Annotated in this window: 11 protein-coding genes and 1 pseudogene; 6 read left to right on the forward strand and 6 right to left on the reverse strand. The window is 59.4% G+C overall.

The window, feature by feature from the left end; genetic code table 11:
• Positions 1-19: 19 nt before the first annotated feature.
• A complete protein-coding gene (locus tag EOB59_RS04665; protein ID WP_128287773.1) occupies positions 20-1,153 on the reverse strand; it encodes a cysteine desulfurase family protein in 1,134 nt (377 codons plus the stop codon).
• A 132-nt stretch (positions 1,154-1,285) separates the two neighbouring features.
• Here EOB59_RS04665 and EOB59_RS04670 point away from each other — a divergent pair, with 132 nt between their 5' ends.
• Positions 1,286-1,738, forward strand: a complete 453-nt coding sequence (locus tag EOB59_RS04670) for a hypothetical protein (protein ID WP_128287774.1) — start codon at positions 1,286-1,288, stop codon at positions 1,736-1,738.
• Here EOB59_RS04670 and EOB59_RS04675 read toward each other — a convergent pair.
• The 4 genes from EOB59_RS04675 to EOB59_RS04690 all read right to left on the reverse strand — a co-directional run bounded on the left by EOB59_RS04675 (position 1,726) and on the right by EOB59_RS04690 (position 11,928).
• Positions 1,726-7,050 (reverse strand): FtsK/SpoIIIE domain-containing protein, encoded by a 5,325-nt coding sequence (locus tag EOB59_RS04675; RefSeq protein ID WP_128287775.1) that lies wholly within the window; start codon positions 7,048-7,050, stop codon positions 1,726-1,728. The two genes, EOB59_RS04670 and EOB59_RS04675, sit on opposite strands and share 13 nt — an antisense overlap.
• The gene (locus EOB59_RS04680) at positions 7,047-8,591 is read right to left on the reverse strand and encodes a hypothetical protein (protein ID WP_206622029.1); all 1,545 of its coding nucleotides are present in this window, start codon (positions 8,589-8,591) and stop codon (positions 7,047-7,049) included. The genes EOB59_RS04675 and EOB59_RS04680 overlap by 4 nt, the downstream gene beginning before the upstream one ends.
• Positions 8,591-10,405, reverse strand: coding sequence for a hypothetical protein (locus EOB59_RS04685; protein ID WP_206622030.1), 1,815 nt, complete (start codon positions 10,403-10,405; stop codon positions 8,591-8,593). The genes EOB59_RS04680 and EOB59_RS04685 overlap by 1 nt, the downstream gene beginning before the upstream one ends.
• A 266-nt stretch (positions 10,406-10,671) precedes the next feature.
• Positions 10,672-11,928, reverse strand: coding sequence for an endonuclease/exonuclease/phosphatase family protein (locus tag EOB59_RS04690; protein ID WP_128287776.1), 1,257 nt, complete (start codon positions 11,926-11,928; stop codon positions 10,672-10,674).
• A 178-nt stretch (positions 11,929-12,106) separates the two neighbouring features.
• Here EOB59_RS04690 and EOB59_RS04695 point away from each other — a divergent pair.
• The 3 genes and pseudogenes from EOB59_RS04695 to EOB59_RS04715 form a co-directional block, all read left to right on the forward strand.
• Positions 12,107-12,580 (forward strand): annotated as a pseudogene (locus EOB59_RS04695) (transposase); the annotation flags it as partial.
• Positions 12,581-13,059: 479 nt separating this feature from the next.
• Positions 13,060-15,369 carry a recombinase family protein gene (locus tag EOB59_RS04705; protein ID WP_245486529.1) on the forward strand — a complete coding sequence of 770 codons (2,310 nt, stop codon included), beginning with the start codon at positions 13,060-13,062 and terminating at the stop codon, positions 15,367-15,369.
• Between the two features lie 2 nt (positions 15,370-15,371).
• Entirely contained in the window at positions 15,372-15,605 is a 234-nt protein-coding gene (locus tag EOB59_RS04715; RefSeq protein ID WP_128287778.1) for a hypothetical protein, read from the forward strand.
• 198 nt (positions 15,606-15,803) lie between these two features.
• Here EOB59_RS04715 and EOB59_RS04720 read toward each other — a convergent pair whose 3' ends face one another.
• Positions 15,804-17,753, reverse strand: a complete 1,950-nt coding sequence (locus tag EOB59_RS04720; RefSeq protein ID WP_128287779.1) for a C1 family peptidase — start codon at positions 17,751-17,753, stop codon at positions 15,804-15,806.
• Between the two features lie 957 nt (positions 17,754-18,710).
• Here EOB59_RS04720 and EOB59_RS04725 point away from each other — a divergent pair.
• Both EOB59_RS04725 and EOB59_RS04730 read left to right on the forward strand, forming a co-directional pair.
• A complete protein-coding gene (locus tag EOB59_RS04725) occupies positions 18,711-20,231 on the forward strand; it encodes a hypothetical protein (RefSeq protein ID WP_128287780.1) in 1,521 nt (506 codons plus the stop codon).
• An 88-nt stretch (positions 20,232-20,319) separates the two neighbouring features.
• Positions 20,320-21,165 carry a matrixin family metalloprotease gene (locus EOB59_RS04730; protein WP_128287792.1) on the forward strand — a complete coding sequence of 282 codons (846 nt, stop codon included), beginning with the start codon at positions 20,320-20,322 and terminating at the stop codon, positions 21,163-21,165.
• Positions 21,166-21,299: the final 134 nt, after the last annotated feature.

The following is a 21,299-nucleotide window of genomic DNA, read 5'->3' on the forward strand; positions in this document are numbered from 1 at the left end:
CCTCCGCCAGCAGCAATCCCTAGCGGCTCACTATTTCCGAAAGCACGACTGCCGCGTCCGTGGCTTCCGTTTCCGTATTGTAGCGGGAGAAGTACAGTCGGACAGTTTCCGAAGCCTCCTGATGAGTAAATCCCATCCCAAGAAGGACGTGCGATGCAGTGATCTGCCCGCTCGTGCAAGCTGATCCTTCGGAAATCGAGATACGATCGCCGGCCTTCGCTATCATTGACATTGCTTCATTGCCCGGAAATCTCAGACTCAGGCTCCCGGGTACCCGTTGCAGCGCGGAAACATTTTCGATGAATTGTACCTGCCTCCCGCGCAACTCTTCGAGGAAGAGAGCCGATAGCCGCCCTGAATGGGCGGCGTCCGGTGCGAGCCGCGTCCTGGAGACCTTGGCGGCCGCGCCAAACCCGACCACGAGCGGCGTCGGTACGGTTCCAGGGCGAACGCCAGCCTCCTGACCGCCACCGAACAACACCGGCAACGGCCGGATTGGAGCGGCAGATGATATGAACAGCGCACCGATGCCCATTGGACCGTACATTTTGTGCGACGATAGGCTCGCTAAATCGAACTCCGCAAAGTCCAAAGGCAGCTTGCCGGCCCCCTGTGCAGCATCGACATGCACGAGCGCCCCCGCCGCACGGGCAATACGAACGACATCGGCGAGCGGTTGGATGGATCCCACCTCGTTGTTGACCGCCATCACAGACACCAAGAGCGTCTCGGTGCCGACCAACCGTTCGAGAGCTGAAATATCGACGATGCCGTTCACATCAACCGGCGCTTCGATGATGCGGAAGCCGGCACTCCGCAGCGAACTCGCGGACGACAGCACACTCTTGTGCTCGATGGCCGATACGACAATGTCACGCCGCCCGATGCCACGTTCAAGCGCGGCGAGAGCAATGCCCCTTATCGCGATGTTGTTTGCCTCGGTCGCCCCGGACGTGAAGACGAGTTCCTGTGGATCAGAGCCGATGAGGGACGCGAGTTCCGAGCGCGCAGTCTCAACGGCCTGTGACGCCAACATACCGCTCAGGTGAGGTGAGTGCGGATTTCCGACCTGAGCATGCCACCAAGGTGCCATCGCTTCCATCGCCTCTGGCGCCAATGGTGTTGTCGAGTGACCGTCAAGATATATCGGCATGGGCGCGTGTGACTCTGTCTTCGGATCAAGCTCAACCTTATCCGGGACGGGAAAAACTCGAAATCGGCCCCACGGTCGAGGCCCAGGCAATTTGCTGATAGAGTACTGGCGGAACAGGAGATACGCATCCCCATGCCCGACGGCAACGATGTCAGTGTCAAGGAAATCTACAAAGAGCAATACGCGCACTTCAGAGCGATGAACGACATTCTCTACAAGATTCCCCCGCTGTTCTCGGTGGCGATCGGCGGGTTGTGGTACTTCGCGGCGTCCCAGCTCAAGACCGATCGGCTCATCGCCGTCGCAATCTTCTTGTTCGCGGCCGTCGTGAGTATCGCAAGCGTTTTCATCATGGGTCGCTTCAGCCGGGCCTTCAGCCTCTACATTACCAATTTGAACAAGCTCGACGGCGAGTATGCGGTCTCGCTCAAGAACAAGGACAGGAAATGGCCGCCCTCGACGGTGAAGATCATTCAGTTCCTGTTGTGGGTCGCGGCGGCTATTTCGTGCGCCGGGGTCATTTACGCCCTCGCCCCCCTGTTTTGTCCTCCCGCGCCTCCGGTTTTGCCAGCTCAACCGTCCTGAGCCGCGATCGCCGACACCACGTCTTCTATGTCCTCGTCAGACAGGAACGGCGCCTGTGCGAAGACGGTCGAGGCCTCGCCGCTCAGCCGCGCGGCCAGGTGCCCGAGGCCGAGCAGGTTCTCGGCGCCCTTCGTCCCGAGTGCGATCTCTGAGGTTCCGACACTCGCGACCTTGAGGATCAGCCGATTACCGAGATTGTCACGCAGCTGAACAGGCATCACCCCGGCATCGGGCCGTTGTGCCGCAAAGACCAGATGGATGCCGGCGGCTCGCGCCTTCACCCCGAGTCTGGAAACAATCGAGGTGACGGCACCCTTGTAATCCTCGGTCAGCATCCATTCGGCGAACTCATCGTGTATGAGAAACTTCATCGGCAGCCGTGCTTCTGGCGCGGCCTTGATGTTGAACGATCGGATGTCGCGAGCCCCGCTCTGCCTGAACAGCTCGTACCGCCGGTCCATCTCGATGACGAGACCTTCCATCATTTCGATCGCAGCCGCTTGGTCAATGATGATCCCACCCTTCACATGCGGCAACCGCTCGATTGCGGAGTAGTCGACGCCCATTTTTGGATCGATCAGATGGATGTGGACTAGGGCGCTAGGATTGGTCGCGGCGATGTCGAGGATCAGCGCCTGGATTAGCACCGATTTACCGCTGCCCGTCGCGCCGGCGATGAGCGTATGCGGGTCGTGTTGTGACACGCCAGCGAATGGCAAGTTGAGATAGAGAATTTCGCCGTCCAGCTCGCGCAGACCAAGAAGGAAGCTCGTGTTGAGACCGGCGGCATTGCGGTTCAGGGTGCGGCGCTCCCAGAGATCCCACATCGAGACAATCTGCCGCTTTGCTCTCGCCACGCCGACCACGATCTCGCCGGGCAGCGGTGAGATCGAGATCACTCGCAGGCCATGCGTGGTCAGAAGCGCGGATTGTTTAGCCTCGATGTCTTCGACTCGCAGGCGGTCGCTGCCGACAAATCGCACCAAGGCGGCGTTTGGCGTCAATCGCATCCCCGCGATCTTGGCCTGTAGATTGTAACCCATAAGGGCCGTTCGCAGCCGGCCGGCTGTCGCCTCGAGCCATTGTTCGTCCTCACCAGCCGCCTCCTGCACCTGCCCCGCTCTCCGGGACACCAGGCCGGCAAAGCTCTCGTTGCCCCCTGGGATCGGTCCGGCCGCCTCCTGCTCCTCCCGATCGGGCGCTGTGGAGCGGGCAGTGGCATGAGGCTGAGCCTCGCCGCTATCAGCAACCGCCGCTGTTCCGGTGCTCACGTTGGGCTCGGGCGGAAGGGGCGTGGGTGTCGTTGGCGGAGGGCTCGGCGGAGGTGCGTCCGGCTCGGGGCCGCTGCCACTGGCTAGGCCACTCCTGGTCGTCCACCGAACGCGCGGTGCCGGCGCGCGAAACTCAGATGTCTCCCACGGCCTGCGATCGCCCAGCGCGCTTCTGATCGGCATCAACGGTTCAGAGGCCTCATAGGCCTTGATCAGTTGCCGCAGACCTTCGCGCGTGTAGATCTCCTGCAATCCCCGAACCTCGGTCACTTCGTCCTGATCGCCGGACGAGCCATCCGCGTCTGCGGGTCCCGATACGAAAATATGGGAATAGCCCTTCAGATCGATCTCCACCGTTCCATTGCGGATCCCGTTCCTCACCTCCTCGAGCGAAAAGTTCGCGGTCAGAGCCGACGGTTCATCGAGCAGGATGTCGGCAAGACGCGAAAGCCACAGGTCACGGTCAAGCCGCCCTGGATCGCCGAAAAGCGCGTCCTCGATCCGGCGCATTGTCTGTCGCAACTGCTGGCTGGAATGACGTTTGGCTTCCGCCAGACCACTGGTCTCGACATACTTCGCTTCGGTTACAACAGCGCGAAGCCTTGGGCGCCCATCAGGCCCCGGGTCCACGCTGAGCGCAAGGATGTCGGCAATTCCTTCCTCACGCTGGCCCAGCCATTGCGCGTAGTCGTCGAGGAGGAACCACGATGCCGGACGCTTCAAAAGCTCCTCAGCAACAAGTGCACGACTGAGAACCAGGCCTATCAACTCCCCCGCTGATACGCCGCGCTTGGCCGCACGCAATATGACATCGCCAGAGATGGCCGTCGCATCGGCAATCATTCTCTCGGCGAGCGCCGATAGACGGTCGTCGCTAAGCCCGAGGCTGAGTTGATCTAGGCGTCGACGGACAAGCACCGGCAGGACGCGCAAGTCCGACGTCGAAGACACCACCATGTTTCGGCCGTGTGTGCGTTCGCGCCGATACCGGATGACCTTGATGCCCTGCGCCATGAGCTGCCGCTTGTCGAGGAGGTCGTCATAAGTGGCGACCCACTCCGCCAGGCCGTGAACATCCTTGAACATGGCCTCCAGGCCATGGTCCTGCAGCGAAATCTGACGCGCGGGCAGGTAATGCTCGTTGTCGCGATGGGACTGTTTGCGGATCACAGCCGCCAGAGCGTCAAGATAGGACCAGCCGACCCGAGGTTGGCGGGGCGAAACCAGATAGCTTGTGGCGGTGAGTTGTTCTTCTCCAACCACCCGGCGATACGACCAGCGAGGCGGCACGTGGTCGGCGATCGAGGGGTCCGTGTCGTCGTTGCGGGGGACAGAAAACCAGGCCTCTCTAGCCTGGCGCGATACGACATCATGCAGGAACGCCACGTCTACGCTGCGCTCGTCCGGTGCCCGACGCCCAGTGCTTCCTTCAAGCATCACCCCAATTCTGAGCTTCGACATGAAGTTGAGCGAGGTTTCACTGACGACGATGGCGTCGGGGTCGTTGCCGGACTGATCCAGCAGATCGGTATAGACCTTGTTGAGCTTGGAGCGGTCTCGATGGCGGACGAGGACGTTGCAGTGGACCTCTTCCTCGTGGACTGACCCCAACGCGTTGACCGTGGCCAATGGCAGGCCAGCAGCATCGCAGTTGTAGAGCATGATGCTCAGATTGGCGCGCTCATGCGGCTGCAAGTCGAGATAACGGCCGATCAGCCCGCGGATCTCACGCGCGGCCTCGGCCGGATCCACATCCGTGGACGCTTCCGAGGGATCGCGAACCGGCCGCTCCATGAAGCTGTAGTCGTTGAGCGTGCTTGTCTCCGTCAGCAGAACCGCTTCGCCACCGGTGAAACCCGGGACTGCCTCCGGGTAGTAAGGGTGAGCGAGTTCGGACCGGAGATCGGCAAAAAAGAGCCGCTGGTCGCCGAAATTGACTTCCTCGGCCTTGAGCAGGTGATCAATCAGGCCGCAGAGCGATCGCATCTTGACCGCCGTTGCGGCCATTCGCATCGGGTGCCACGGCGCTACGATCGCAGCCGGCGTCGAACCGGCAATCCGAACCGTGCCGATCCTCAGGATCGGTTCCCACAGGTCCCGCCGGTTTAGGTCACCTGGCGCCGAGCTACGAAGTTGCTCAAGCAGCCTGGCGTACAACTCGGCCTGTTCCAGCTGAAGTGTTCCCCCCATGCCGTTCGTCCGGCAATCTTCGATGGCAGCCGAGTAGCCCGCGACGAAGGCAGTCCATGTCTCTCCAAGGTCCGCGCCGGCAGGCGGCGTCATGCGACCGCCCGCGACGGCTGCCTTGATGGCCCTGGGCAGGGCCTTGCTTAAGTCTTCGACATTGGTTGATCGTGGAACCAACGATCCCGCATCCTGGCGGAACGAGGGTTGCAAAGTGCCTACGTCGGCGAGCGACACCGACTGCATCGCTCCCTTCTTGCTGACCAGCATGCGTGACACTTCGGCAATGCCGAATGGGTTCTTTTCGAGCCGGGCCAAGTCATCGGGCAACGCCAGTCCGATCGCGTTTGGCTCGGCCCGCCAGATCAACTGGACCGTGTTTTTCTCCGCACCTGGGCCGCTTCCCACCGTCAGAGTGAGGTCGAACTTGATCTGAATGTTTGCGCGCGACGTCGCGACGTTCTCGCGGAATTTGCGGCTCCTGCTTGCGGCTTCGAGCAGCGCCTCAAACTCGAAAATGTGCGGCGTTTCCCAGCTAACCGCCGGTGGGAGAACCTGACGCAGGGCCTTGTATTTGAGGCTGAAGGCGCGGGCCACGTCCGCATTCATGTCCAGCCATTGCGTCTTGGTCCGGCGTGAAGATCGGATCTCGATCCGCCGAGGCATCTTGAGCGTGCCGAGCTGGGCAAAGAGACGCTCGATACTGCGGACCAAGCCATCGAGGAAATCCGTGCACTCAATTGGGCGTCCGTAGACGAACTTCTCCCATTTGGCGCGCAACTGCCTGTTGGCCGCCAGATCCTCCCGATGAGCTTCGAAGAACTCGCGGTCGTCCTCTCGGGCTTCCTTGAGGGATCGATCCTTGAGATCGCCGAGATACGCCTTGTCGGGGTCGCTGAGGCGATCGGGACGCTCGTAGTCGAAGAACTGAGCGGTCTCTTCCGGAAGCTTCAGCTTCTTGAGCTTGAGTCCCGAAAAGATGAGAAGAATATTGTCCTGTTCCCACTCGAGCTCGGCGAGCCTTTCCGTCGCCTCGCGCCACCCGGTCGGCGAATCGACGAATGCCTCGATCGTCGGGTGCAGCTCGGCGGCGATCTCGTCTCGAACCGTCTCGAACTGATCCCGCAGCTCGTCGGCTTCGATCGGCTGGCGATTGGGCCGCTGCTTGGAAAGCAGCGGTCTACGGTCAGCGATGAGTTTGTCGTAAAGGCGTCGCCATCGGCTTTGCTGCTGCAGATCCTTTGGCCGCTGCGATCGGAAGTATCCTGTGTCGCGCGGCAATTGCAGTGCCGGCAACGCCCAGCCAAGTGCGTCCGCTACGGGTAGTGACATGGTGTCAATCGCCGCGCGTGTCATGGCAACATAGTTGCTGAGCTGCGCGAGGGGCCAGTCATCGACACTGGACAGAGCCTTGAGGGCTATGTGCCATGCCTCGATGTGCTCTTCCGGAAGCCCAAGTCCATCGGATGCAGGGAGCACCCAATAGGCGGGTCCCTCTTTGAGTTCCTTGGCACCGATCAACGCCACATCGTGCAACGATGCGCCCTGATCATCGTCGGTGTTCGCGATAAGGAGCGCGGGACGGTCGCACTCGGCATGACGCCACGCGACGGTCCTTTCATCGGTGATCACGGAATCGGGCAGACCCTGGCCATCGACCAGTGCGCGGGGAACAGCAATCTTGACTTGCGACTGGATCGAAGCGTCAGAAACCAGCTGCGTGACGATCGCCGCAACCTGCGGTCCGGTGAGGCGATCGAGCATGAAGCGAGCGGTGCCGCTGTCGGCCCCGAGGCCCTGCAGGCGCTCCTGGAGCGCCGCAGCGCCTGCTGTGCCGATTAGATCGAGGGCGTTCATGCTCGCACCTCGCGGCGAAACGGATTTTCCACATAGGCGGCCGAGTCCGAGAGCCGGTTGAGCAGGCCGAGGCTAATCAACCTTTCCTCCAGCCGCCGCGCATTGTCTGAAAAGTCTTCCTGATCGGCTTTCCCGGCGCCGATGATGCTCGCGGCCTGTTGATCTCCGATCACGAGGCCGTAGCGATCGTGGAGGGCGGCAAGGAAGTCCTTGAACTCCATCCGCTCGCTCACGCAGCACACAACAAGTGTCTTGAGTAGGCGGTCGGTCGGTGCGTAGCGCACGCGCCGGCTTGATCGACGCGAGCTCAGTCCGATCTGCCGCGCCCAGGTCGAATGAACCTTGCCCACATGCTGCGCGTGCCTCGTTTTTGCCCTGCCGACCAGCTCGTCAATCAGGTCGCCAGGATTGCTCATCCCGGTCGGGAGGTCGTCAGGGTCGGGCCAGTCAAATTGGCGGCCGAGGACCTCCGCGGCGCTGAGAACGGCATCGTCCGATGCAACGGCGAGCTGCCACTCATGAGAGGTTTCGGCACTGCGGACGTAATGCTCAATGGCAAGACCGGGCAGCGCATTGTTCGCTTGGAAAGAGTCCGCCGCAAGGTCACGGATTACGGTCTTTTTTGGCGACACGATCTCGCAGATCATCGTAATGGGCACCGAGTCGAGCAGCTCACGCGCCCGGTCAAGCTGGTATCGAACAAGATTGAGCCCGGTGATGGTTACGATGTGCGGCAGAGCGTCGAACACCGAAATCGGGCTATCGAGAATGGCGATCCAATCCTCGGCGAGCTGATCGAAGATCGGGTGGGTTGAGCAGGGTAGGTAGGCGCCCGGCCGATCACGCTCGGCAAGTTGTGGCTCGCCTTGCAGCGCAGCGACCAGCCGATCGTAGACGGTCGGTTGGTCGAAGATTTTTCCGACCAGTCGCTCTTTGAGCTCGGTGGCCCGCTTGGACCGGCATAGCATCAAATAGAGAACTTCGCCGGTTCGGGCAAAAAATCGCCTGTCGGTTGAGACACCAGACGCCGTCACCGCAGCATCCTCGTACAGCGCGCTGGGACCGAAGGGGAAAACGAACTTCGAACTCCAGCGTTTGTTGCTGGCGCCTTCGATGGCGGACGACTGCAAGAATCCCACCACAGAGGCAAAATCATCGAAGGAGTCGAAGCGGCCGCGGAGATAACTGAAGTCCCGGCTCTCGAGGCCGCCGGCGTTCTGTTCCATTAACTCCAGCCATTTGGTCCAGGCTGCATCGTCGGAGAGCCTCTCTGCCCCGATGGTCAAAAGGTAGGGATTATTGAAGATGAGATTGCGCAGTCGCAATTGTGTCTGCGGACGATAGGAAAGTGCGTTGAACTCCCCTTCCGCAAAAGCGCGCCCGGCGACTTGTTCGGATCGGAGCACGCCAAGGAATTCGAGAAGTATCAGCCAGGGCGTCTGTTCGTCATGCAGGCGGTGCCCCCAAATCGCTTCGTCGACCCAGAACGCTGGTCCTGTGCGATCCTCATGGGAAATAGGGCGTTTCAGGATCTCCATCATCAGAGCCTCACCGTGACGCTACGCGATGATGCACGGCCGTCAGAATTAAGGTCGATGAACTTGAGGACGATCCCGTCACTACGATCGTCTCCATCAAGGAATCGCCGCCGTTCGACGGCGCTCAGCAGTCGTGCCTTGAACGCTAGAAGGTCCTCGTGGCACTCGAGCGAAAAACTCGTAGGCAGTGCGCCCTCGGCCACACGTCCCAAGAATTCAAAACGGGTCGTGGACAGCTGCAGCGTGACTTCAGGCGGATCGTCACGTGCGAGTCGAACCACCAGTTTCATGCCTCCATCCCCGTCACCGAGCAGCGCCACCTCCTCGCCGGCCCTGCGGGCGACGGACACGAATTCCTCGAGCAGAGGGCTGGTTCTCGACTGCGATTGGCTTCCCGAACTTGCAAGAACCAGTTCGTCCTGGTTCTGGATCAGCATGCCAGTGAACACCCGGTTTAGCCCGCGTATGAGCATGGGCATCACCTGCCGTGGTAACGCTCGTTTCTCGGCCAATGCGCGACTGGTCTCGAGATAGAGCCCAGCGTACCGAAAGACGGTCAGGTCCCAGAGGTCCAACGTGTCTGCCAGCTCGTCTGAGATTGTAAAGAACAACCGCTGACGCTGCCCGCGTAGGAGCCCGAGAAAACGGGAGACGGCGCTCGGATCGTCGCCCTCGAGGTAGGACTGTTGCGCCCGTTTATAGGCTAGCGTTTCGCCGTAGACCTGATCGGTTTGCACGAGGGTCCGGTACGTTTCCACCAGTGCCGGATCGTCGGCGCCGTAGACCAGTATATTGTCGACTTTGTTGCTCGTTTCCGATCCTATGCCGAACAGGTTGAGCTTGCGAAAGGGTTCGGTTCGTTCCGCTCGGCTTGGTTTCAAATTGCCGCCGAACACATTACGGTAGGGACTGGCTCGCTCCGCGGTTCCCGCAGCTGCCAGTTCGGCGACATCAGTGCACGCCATAAGTCCGTCGCGTGCATCGGGATGGCCAAGAATGATGTTCGTGACGAGGGATAAAACCTGCCGGATGGTAAAGTGACCACCATTCTGTTCGCTGGCTTCGACCAGATTGCCGAGCCGTCGCCAAAAGAGACTACTGTCGTGGTTTCCGACCAGCCGTTCGCGGTTCTCACGGATCGGACAGGTTGCTCCATTTAGCGCAGGGCAATCCGCGCACCCGTCCCAACCCGGGTGCAGCGTCACCGCATCGATTACCTGATCGATCATCGCGGCGGCGGCAGACCGGCTGAGGTCTCTCAAATCGAGCTTAATCGCAGCGTTCCCACTCCGGCCAACGACCAGGAGATTCTCAACCGCCTCAACAAGAGCGCTTGTCGTCTTATCGCTTCCGGCAGTCTTCATCTTTTCGAGAAGCTGGCCATGATTGGCCGCCATCAGATAGACCCTGGGGGAATTAGTGTCTGCGACATCCCACGCCATCTGCTCGATCAGCGGTTTACTCTCATCGGAGCGGAGCTCGCTCAGGTCCTTCACGACAATGAGCTGGCGAGACCCCAAGCTGAGGCGCTGGATCTTCTCCCCACCGTTCCAATCTTCGATCGTGCCTCCGAGCTCAAGCCACACGCGTCGGCAGTGATACGTCTTTCCGTCGCCGGCGGTGCCCGTGAGGATGATGGACTGGCACTCGTCTGACCTGAAATTGCCGACCAACCATGCCAGATGTTGAGCCGGCAGCTCGATAGGCTGCATCTTCAAACGAGCCAACGCCCGCTGAATGGTCTCGTCGTACATATTATCGTTGGTCGGAATGGGTCCGTAGTTCCGAAGAAATCGGATCCAGTTATTGGCCGGCATGCGCTATTCCCCCCCGACTGCCGCCTTGCGCTGACGACAGTCCTGGAATTCCAGCGCAGCCCCATGAAAATCAGTCAGTTGCAGACTACTGTAGAACTCGTGAAACGCAACAATACAACACCGAGGGATCGGTGAACGCCATCTCCTCACCCCTTCGCGGCAGGGTTCCAAAGATTGGGGTCCCGTTAAACGCAAGGGATAAGACGTCCTTATTCATCTGTGCGACCATGAAACCGCAAGCGAAGAACGCACCGAGTCTCTCAGACCTAAAAGCTAAAACTTGCGATCAACGGGCAATGGTCTGCGATGCCGAGCAGCGGCTCGGGATTGTCTTTGTTGGGATGACGACTCCCCCCGAGTCTTCCAATCGAGGTATGCGTCGCATCACCTCGAGGGACAAGGCCCCGTCCCAGCAAGATGTGGTCGAGCCCGATGGGATTTCGGCACCCAAGATAGGCGTGAAACCTCAAGACATCGACTTCTGGCGTATCAAGTGCTCGTGTCTCACCCATCCCGCACAGAAGCTTCCCAACCTCATTGAGAGGACACAGCTCCTTGAGCATCGTGAAGGCGCTCGATGCAGGCTTGCCGTCGATGACTTCCTCAAACAGGGAGCTCACGCGCACGCCGGCGGGGAGTGGGGTTGTAGGGTCGCTGCCATCACTTCGCACCGCTCGGGAGTCCTCAAGCTCGTGCCAGAGGTTGCGATTGAAGTCGCCCAGCAGGATGGTCTTGTCGGTGACCGCCGTCTCTCGGTCGATCCAGGTCTCTAGGGGGACGATCTGATCGTGCAGGATCTGGCAAGCGGACGCATCTCCAGCCAGTGGGTTTCCACCGATGGGGGAGACGCAGCTCGATTTCAGATGCACATTGAGGACCTGCAGACGCGTTCCGCCGATATCGATGGCCAAGGACAGCCCTGGCCGGGGCTGATCCTTGGGTGGCCTGACATCTTTGAGCGTCAGAGGGTCTTCGGTCGCGCAAGCTATCTGACTGCCCAGAGACCTCTTCCATGCGATGGCAAGACGTTGGACCTTGAAGGTCGTGAAGGAGCAGACCTCCCAATCGGCAGCGCCGTTTGGCAAAACCTCAAGAACAGCTTCTTTGCCGCTTACTTCCTGAAATGCGATGATATCGGCCGGAACGCTGTTCGCGATGAAATTTTGTATTTGGGTGCGCCGTTGCTCGTACGCGGCGCGTGTGACGCGGACGGTGGCAAATCCGAATCCCTGCTTATTGGCTCCGTAGACATCGCAAACAGGGAAGCGGGCGGCATCCCAACCCTCTATATCGAATGCGTTGATGTCCCATCCGAACTGCGCACCGATCTGTGTCGATGGGCGGTATCTTTTTGTGGCCAGGTCCAACTCGTAAGTTGCGGTGCAGGCTTCAATCCAGTCCGTGACTGCCGCGCGATCCATGTGCCAACCCAGATTCCAGGTGGCAATGCTGATATCACGCGCGGCAGCCGCGCCCGCCAGACTTGAAAACAACAGGCTCAGAAGCACAAATAGGCGACGCATCAATGACCCCCTGAATTGGAATGGGCTAGTACCTACGCACAAGTCGGAACGTCTTGCGGCAAAGCGGCGGCAAGCATAGCTTGCGCAACCACAGTCCGTTGGCTTCAATCTTATGCAGTTTCCCTGACAAATTAACTAGGGGCCACAATGTATCGCGCGCTACCTGGCGGTTGAGCGGCTGATGCTGGCCGATGCCTTTGGTGGCTACGGCAATCTCTATGCGACGGGCCGTCAGCCGGCGCCTATTCTGGAAGCCAGCTGCTGGGCCCACAGTCGGCGCAAAGTGTTCGAGCTGGCCGATATCGAAGCGGCGGCGCGCAAGAAGGCGCGCAGCGAGAAGCCCAACCTGGTCTATCCGCTGGCGGTCGAAGCCGTGAAGCGCATCGATGCCCTGTTCGATATCGAACGCGAGATCAACGGCCTGTCGCCAGCCCAACGCCACGCCGTGCGCCAGGAGCGGAGCGCGCGCTTAGTCACCGAGCTCGAGCGCTGGATGATCGAGACGCGCGACAAGATTTCGCGCGGACACGACCTGAGCAAGGCCTTCAACTACATGCTGCGCCGGTGGTCATCCTTCACCCGGTTCCTCGACGATGGGCGGATCTGCCTATCGAACAATGCAGCCGAGCGAGCCCTGCGCGGCATCGCAATCTCGGGGTCATTCTGCCCATGTTGGGCAGGAGGTCGAAGTCCATTATCGCTGGCATCCGTATTTCGGACGCCGGCTTCGCTGCGAGAACAGCGAAGAACGCGCCAACGGCCGGATCATTCATCTCGTCATCGTGCCGGGCATGTCATTACCGCTCCGGCCTGGATGATAGATCCCGTGGCGTGCGCAGCAATGGATCTGGGCTCCCCGCGCGCGTCGCTTGCTGCACTGCTTGAACTGAACAAGCTCTTGATCCAGCGCCGTTTCCGGCGAGGCTCTCCGGATGGTTTCATCATCGGGGAGACTCAAAATGAGAACCTTGCCGCCACCGACACGATCTCTCGTGATCGTTCGCCAGCTCAGCATGCCGCTCGACTCGCACAAGCTAGTCGGGCTGAGCGCAGCGCAACGAACGATCGTGATCGCCCGGCTCGCCAATGTGCTGATGGCCGCCGCCGGTATCGTGACGGAGGAGAGCCGCGATGACGAGCCGTAATCTGATTCCGGCCACCATCCTCAAGCGCAGGGCCGTTGTCTATGTACGTCAGTCCACGCAGGCGCAAGTGCAGCTCAATCTTGAGAGCCAGCGTCGGCAATATGAGCTGGTCGACGTCGCGCGGCGCTGGGGATTCCGCAAGGTTGAGGTGATCGACGAGGACTTGGGACGCACCGCAAGTGGAGCTGTGGAACGTCCCGGTTTCGAACGCCTGGTCGACGATCTGTGCACCGGTCATGTGGGCGCTGTGCTTTGCCTGGAGGCGTCCCGCCTGTCTCGCAACGGACCGGACTGGCATCGGCTGCTCGAGTTGTGCGGCGAAGCCGATGCACGGGTGATCGATCTGGACGGAGTCTACGATCCGGGACTGCCGAACGATCGCCTGCTGCTCGGCATGAAGGGGAGCATAAGCGAGTTCGAACTCGGGGTGCTGCGTGCTCGCATGTACGAAGCTGCCCGCGCCAAGGCACAGCGCGGCGAACAGCGCATCTCTGTGCCCTTCGGCTACGTCTGGCACCGGGATTACGGTCTCGGGTTCGATCCCGATATACGCCTGCAGGAGACCATTCGCCTGATATTCGCGCGTTTCCGCGAACTCGGCAGTGCGCGCCAGGTCCTGATCTCGATGATCGACGATGGCGTGCATTTCCCCAGACCCTCCGACGGCAAGAAGATGGTGTCCTTCGCCTGGGTTCCGGTCCGCTACCGCAACGTGATCTCCGTCCTGAAGAACCCGTTCTACGCCGGCGCTTATGTCTATGGTAAGAGCGAGAAGCGCACCGAGATCGTGGATGGCCGCGTCCGCAAGAGCTATGGTCATTACAAGCCGGCCAGCGATTGGGCGGTGGTGCTCAAGGAGCATCACGAAGGCTATATCGGATGGAGCGAGTACGAACGGAACCAGGAACTTCTCGCCGCCAACGCCTATGGCAAAGCCGGCGGCGTCAAGTCGGGCCGCGGCGGTCGCGCGTTGCTCCCGGGTCTTCTCTCCTGTGGTCGATGCGGGCGAAGACTGGTTGTCACGTATGCCGGACGTGGCCAAGGTTACCCGGTCTATCGTTGCGAGAACACCATGATGGCGCAGGCGCGATGCATGTCGTTCAACGGCTTTCGCACCGATGCGGCGGTGGCCCGCGAAGCCTTGGAGGCGGTTGCGCCGATGGCGATCGAGGCGGCGTTGGAGGCTGAACAGATGCAGCTGGAGAGCGAAGCCAGGCGGCGGCAGATGATCGAGATGGACCTGCAGCAGGCACGCTATGAGGCATCGCTCGCCGAGCGCCGCTACGCCGCCTGCGACCCGGAGAACCGGCTTATAGCGGCCCAGCTCGAGAGGAACTGGGAAGCTACGCTCAGGCGCGTGGAGACCTGCGAGGCCCGGCTCAGTGAAGTCCAGCGTATGGAGCCTGTCGACGCGATCCCTGACTTCACCGGCCTCGCCCAGGATCTCGAAGCCGCCTGGAATGCGCCGGGTGTCGATATGCGCTGCCGTCAGCAACTGCTGCGCGCGCTCATCAAGGACATTGTGGCGGACGTCGATGACGACGCGCGCGATGTGATCCTGACCATCCATTGGCATGGGGGCCAGCATTCCCAGGTAAGGGTTCGCAAGCCCAAATCCGGAGAGCATGGCCAGAGTACGCCTGAGGAGGCTCTGGCGGTCATGCGATCCATGGCAACGCGATGGTCGGATGCCGAAATCGCCGCCACACTCAACCGCATGGGCATGAAGACGGGTCAGGGAAAGACCTGGACGGCGCGACGCGTCCAATCCCTGCGCACGTGCACAAGATCAGCGGCTATCGGTCTTCCGACAAGAACGGCGAGTGGCTTACCATGTCGGACGCGGCCGCGAAGCTTGCGTGTCGCACGTCAAAATCCGCCGGTTCGTCAGGGACGGCATATTGCCAGCCGAGCAGGTCATGCCCCGGCGCGCCCTACCAGATCCGCGCCAGCGACCTTGAAGATGAACGGATCAAGGCCGATTTGGCGCGCAAATCTCCGCGTATCATCAACGACGATAATCAGAAATCGCTGTTTCCCGCCATTTGAAGAGGGGGTGCATAATGAATCAGTCTTCGCTCTCGGCAGAAAGTCCTGGCTGTTCTGCGGTTCCGATCGCGGCGGACAGCGCGCTGCCATTCTCTACAGCCTGATCGTCGGCGCCAAGATGAACGATATCGACCCGCAGGCCTGGCTCGCCGACGCCCTCGCCCGACTGCCCGCCTATCCGGCCGATGATCTGCTGCTGTGGAATTGGAGGTCCGCAAAACTGCGGACCCAACCAGCTGCCGCCTGATCATGCAGCGCAATAAGGTGCATCACGTCTACACCGTCGGCCGTGTCGCCAGCGACCTCGGCGTCAGCGAAGCGCTCATCCACGAACTGACCCTCGGTCTCGAGCCGGAGGACGGCGTCATCTGGGTGTACGGCACCCAACGAGACGACGGGATCTTGGCCTTCACCGATGAAGGCATCGAGGAGCTCAAACTCCTCCTCGAAGAATATTATCGCGTCTCCCCATCAAAAACTTGACGCCAGCACTCCGGTGCTCAGTCCTCATGGCCGCCGGATACGCACGTCTGCGGTCTTCACCGGATGCGTACGCCGCAGGCAGGTGGTCACCAAGTGTTGCGGTTCGTGGAGAGTAAGCTCCGTGAGCTCTGAACTCCGTAACATATCCAGGCGTATCAACGTAGACGGACTGGCCCGCGGGACTTAGGAAGCATGGGTTCACTTCGCTGCGGAAGGCTGGCCGAGCTTTTGGTCGAGGGACTGCCTGAATTCTCGCTTCTGTATATTGGAGCCAGTCGGCCTACGCTTCGCGAGATCCTTGGCTATCTTGGTTACGGAACCATCGAGCACTCGATGCAGCGTTGACAGTAATGTCACTTCGTCGTTATCGAAATCGCCGTGGTGCCTTGCTTTAGAGGCTGGACCCGGAGCTAAATTCCACTGCTTGGTTGTTCCGTCGAATAGCGTCCCCAGCGCATCTTTGGCAAATCTTTCCATGCCGAGGATAGGAACTCCGTCCTTTAGAGCAGGGATGTGAGGTGTTTTTTCAAACGCGTTGCTGACAAGATAAAGCAGCGACTTATGATAGATGCCGGCGCAATCGTCGTCCTGCTCCGTTGGGTCGTCAAGCGTATAAAGATCGAATTTCTCGATCATTCCCTTCTTGAGCGCTGGCAAATAGGTCTCATTGAAGAGCGCGACTGTGCACGCAGGCGCCCAAAGACTGACAGTTTTTAAGGGGACTTTGGCCTTGGCGAATTTTGAAACGACCGGGGCATGAAATATCGATCCTGCGCTATGTCCGACGAGATGGACCTCATCAATCTCACCGTCCTTGTGGAGCTTGATGAGATGGTCGGTTACTAAGTTCGCCGAGCCAAGTTTCTCTTCCGTCGCCATCCGCGCGTTTTCTTTCATCTCGTCCCACAGCGCTTTACCTCCGAGGTTTCGCGCGCCGACCTCCAGAGTGTCGTCTAGCCTGTCGAGCATGAAATCTTTGGCTTTGTCCAGGAGGCCTTCGTCCCGCCGGCGCCCAATTGCGTCCCTCAATATGTTTGATAAAGTCGTCCAAACGTCCGAGCGCCAGATGAATGAGAGAGGATAGACCTGCGATTGAAGCAACGGCGCGAGATTGCTTGAAACCGTTTGCACCGCACCGTCCTGACCGACCAGACCGCCGTGAGCATAGAGCAGCACACGCCTAGTTTGCCATGAAGACATGGCGCGCGGCATCCGCTCAGTTATCAGAGTTTTCAACCCGGCAGGGGTTAAGCCATAGGTGCCCTTGTCGTCCAAGACACCATTGTTCTTCGACGTGATGATGTATGGACGAAGGTCTGCATAAACCTGGCTTTGGTAGCTGCGCGGAGCGTCCGCTCTCATGTTTGCGGTAGCAAGCGACGAGGTCAGGTCGACGGGTGCGCCGAGTGACGCGACCCATACGTCTGTGCCGTTCGCGAGCCAGTCCGTGTAGGACAGGTTTGCCAGCCCTTTTGCGCCCCACTTTTCCCCCCAGCTGTTTTGAACCCAGAAGCCTCGGCGATTGTAACCTACGATCGCAAAGGCGTGCCCGCCAATCTGCCCGGGACGATATTCAATATTCTCCTGTTCCGGCTTGACCGACTGCCATCCGTCGTGAACGCGCGCCGTGGCATACAAAATGCCGGTTTCGTTAATCGCCGCGTGCATGCCGACGAGGTCTTTGTGATTCACGCGAAAATAAGCGCCGAGCGGACGAGCAAGCGCGTCCGCAGACCGCTTTTCCTCAACAGTGGGATCGGGATCGCGTTCTTTCCAGAGCGCATAAGCGCAAAGACCGTGCTTGAACCATCCCTTCATGGCTCCCCTCGCACTGGATCCCTCGTAATTTTGCCCGGGCCACTCATCATAACGCTTGGCCATCGCGTAAAGCATCCAGGCACTTACTTCGTCGGCCGCCGGATTCCTTTCTCGGACCCTCAGGAGATAGTTTGCGACCGTCGCCAAACCGAAGCCGGTGCATGCACCTTCTCGGCCCTGATCCAGGACGGGTATGCCAAGGCCATAATAGGCGCTGATATCACTTTCGGGCGCGACACGGATAAGTGTCGGCGTAAAGATTGCATCTCGGAAGTCAATCGTGTCAGGCAGTGCGTCGAAGGTTCTCTTTGTAGCTGCAGCCCTTGCCATTTCCCCACCCATGATCCCGGAACGTAAGTGTGCGTCAGTCGCCGGTCACGGCTGCGCAATATTCGGTGAATGCATTTTCCATATAGATCTGCGCCCGAGAGCCACTCCCGTTGTAGGGGGTAGAACTTTGGAGGCAGATATCAAAGTCGCACCACTGGCGCTCCCGAAAGAACTGCTCGTCTGTCTTCGCTCCTCGCAAGTCCTACTTAAACCTTCTGTAGCCGTTGTAGACTCTGCGAACGATCCGAATGACGCTGAAGCCTACGCGTTTTATTCGCTATCTTCGATAGGCATCGCAGTGAAATCAGGTCCGAATGCTTAGGTGTTTTTTGGGAAAGCGGTCCGCGGCGCGCCGCAGTAATCGCCGCCTGCTTGAAAAAAACATTAACGTTAGACGATCTCGTGGACCGACATCTCGTCTATCCAGCTAAGCATCTCCTGGCATACGATCGCGCATAAATGCTCGAGCCCCGTAAGCCTTGCGGTCCGCCATAATACTCACGCCAAACGCAAGGTCTGAACGCAGTTTATTCTGCAGAAAACGTATTAGCCCTCGAACATACTAAAGAACGAGTCCCAGTGAAAATCAAGACCCAAGTCATCTATGACAACATGAAGACGGTGGTATGGACGGTCGTCGTCGGCAAGGACCGCAACACAACAGCCGCTTCCGAATCCGAGACGGCCTCCACCCGCCTGAGCGTTTGCAGACACGGCGGCTCCAGCTGTTCTCGCGCTACTCCCGGACGTTTGGAGCTCGCTCTTCATACATGTCGATTTCAGAGAAAACCCTCGATGACGCTTATTCGCAAAATTCATATGGGGTCTTAACTGAATCTAGTGCGCTGATTTGTTCAAGGTGCACCCGCCACACTTCGACATTACGACAAATAGGAGTCGACTCGCCAAGCTTTATTGCTAATATAAGGAAGCGGAAATGAAGGGGTGGGGGCGTCGATGGGTATCAATCTAGATATCCCTGGCATCTGGACGTACCGTAGCTTTCTAAATGTCGCGGGGAATGTTGGCGATTTTGGCAAACTGACAGTTTGGGAAGCCGAACTATCCCTCGAAGTTAGCGAGGACGGGCGCATCTATGGTTTATTGGGGGAGCGCCCAGATCTTTGTGTAGGTAGCGAACCCTACTTACTCGTTGAAGGCACCGTTATACCTGGCAACCCTGCGGTGATTAGCTGGCGTGCTAAGGGCAAGCCTCAATCCGAGTATGAGGGCTGGATCTACGACTACCGGGGCTACCTATCCCCCGAGTGGCCGGACGCGCCGCGCAATCGCCCAACGATCGTAGGAACCGTGACGCGCACCGTGGCCCATAATGGAGCGCCGGCGGGTTCAGTGTTCTCTTTTGTCGCGGTCAAGTCGGATTTCCTTGAACCACGCAAAACGATACCCCTAGCGAAAAGCATCATCGACATGATGAGCTCGGCAGAGCATCGCTACCATCATGCGCTTTGGCACGCCTCGCGCGACACATGGGACAACCTGAGCGACCCCAAGAAGGAGGCTCTGCGCGCAACCGGTTGGCAGCCTGGCCCAAAAACCAAAGAGCGAGCAAGTCTGTCGGCCGATCGACTCGCCAACGGTTCGGGCGAAGATTTTTTCTACATGCACCGGCGCATGGTGAAGGAGGTTCGAGCTATGGATCCCTCTGTCGGGACCTGGCGACGTCTGCCGCAGCAGCAGTTCCCCTCGTCGTTTGCGCCCGAAACGAAGGCGTCGCAGATTGGCAATCTCGATGGATACTCCCTGCCGCCAGCGTGGGTCGTGCCGGGTGACCCTGACACGACGAATTGGCTGTTCGAATTGAGGAAAACCTCAACGCTTTATGGCCGATTCCAGGCATGGGAGGCGCTTTATACCTCCGCGGACTACCTCGCCTCCCTGTCGCTCGGCGAGCTTGGTTCACGGATTGAGTTCACCATCCACAATTGGATGCATATGCGGTGGACCTCGGTGACCCGCGACCCTATCGGTGATGTGGCCAAGCGCGGTTTGCCGCTTCCCAACGGCCGCGACGCACTGGACTTCGATGAAAAATGGCTGGATCCCGAGTACGACTATCTAGGCGAGACTTTTTCGTCGCACATTAATCCGATTTTTTGGCGGCTGCACGGGTGGGTCGATGACCGCATCGACGACTGGTACCGCGCCCACGAAGCCCTGCGACCTGGAGTGGTCAAGCCAATGACCCTTGACGGCGTGGAATGGTTCGCGGTCGACGGGACTTGGGTGAAGAACGACGAGCCATGGGAGGGGGCGCGTGCGTCATCATCCCCAACCCATCACGCTGGGCACAATCATCCTGGTCACTCGGGACGGGTCTTGGATGTGCCGACGATGCAAGCGGCCTTAAGGATTATTTACGGCCCCGAACCGGACGCTGCGCCTTCAGCAATGGAAGACCACGTGCAGGCTTTGCCCGGGACGCGGGCAAGCTGGTTTAAGAATGTCCCAGCTTAAAAAGGGTTTAGCGGGGCGCTGCAAGTCGGGAACCCGGCAGACCAAGATCGCCGAATGCGTTTCATCACGGATGGGGGAGAACTTTCATATGGCACGGACAAAAGAAACGACACTATCGCCCGCGAAGTCCACCAAAGCCAGCGTTTCGCCGGAACTCCGGGACGATAAAGCCGCCGAGCGCAATACCAAGCCCCTTGTCCACGTTATCCGGGAGGGTGTCCGCTGCGACACCGAAGAGCGCGGGCACAAGACCCCAAAGGGCAAATCCCCGTTAGAAATCGTCGTCGACGCCTCAGAAGGCTTTATTCCTTTGTGGGCAAAAGGAACAACGCTGCGCTGGAAGTTCCGTGAGAGCTCCGTGCAATCGTTTGCAGATCCCGCCAAAGTCAAGGCTCAAGTTGAGGATTTGTTCGCGAAGGCCATTCTTGCTTGGGGCGATGCAGTGCCAATCAAGTTCGCGCAGCGAGACGACGCCTGGGATTTCGAGATTGTGGTGAAACACAGCGACGACTGCGACGTCAACGGTTGCGTACTGGCCAGCGCGTTCTTCCCCGACGGCGGTCGGCACGTCGTGACTATCTATCCCAAGATATTCGAACAAGACCCGACAGAGCAGGTTGAGACCTTAGTTCACGAAATCGGTCACATTTTTGGCCTTAGGCATTTTTTCGCGCAGGTCAGTGAGACCGCTTGGCCCTCCATCATTTTTGGGACGCATAAGAAATTCAGCATCATGAACTACGGCGCGGACAGTAAGTTGACCGCAGACGACACTGCCGACCTAAAGAAGCTCTATTCACTGGCTTGGAGCGGCCAATTAACAGAAATCAACGGAACCCCGATCAAATTTATGACGCCGTTCCACACGAGTGGCGAGCCGACAGAAATCATCTCGGCCATGGAACCTGCGCAAACCTTAGCCAGGGTACAGTAGCTTTTGTCGCCCTAAGATTGATACGGCCAACTTCTATCATTTCGAGAACCTGCGGCCTTAGGTGGATAGGAGCAGTAATATGATTTCGCTCGTCGTCTTTGTCGCATCGGGCCAACCGCGACGCTGCCAACAGT

It is taken from the genome of Mesorhizobium sp. M7A.F.Ca.MR.176.00.0.0 (genome assembly GCF_004023165.1).
Classification (GTDB): Bacteria; Pseudomonadota; Alphaproteobacteria; order Rhizobiales; family Rhizobiaceae; genus Mesorhizobium.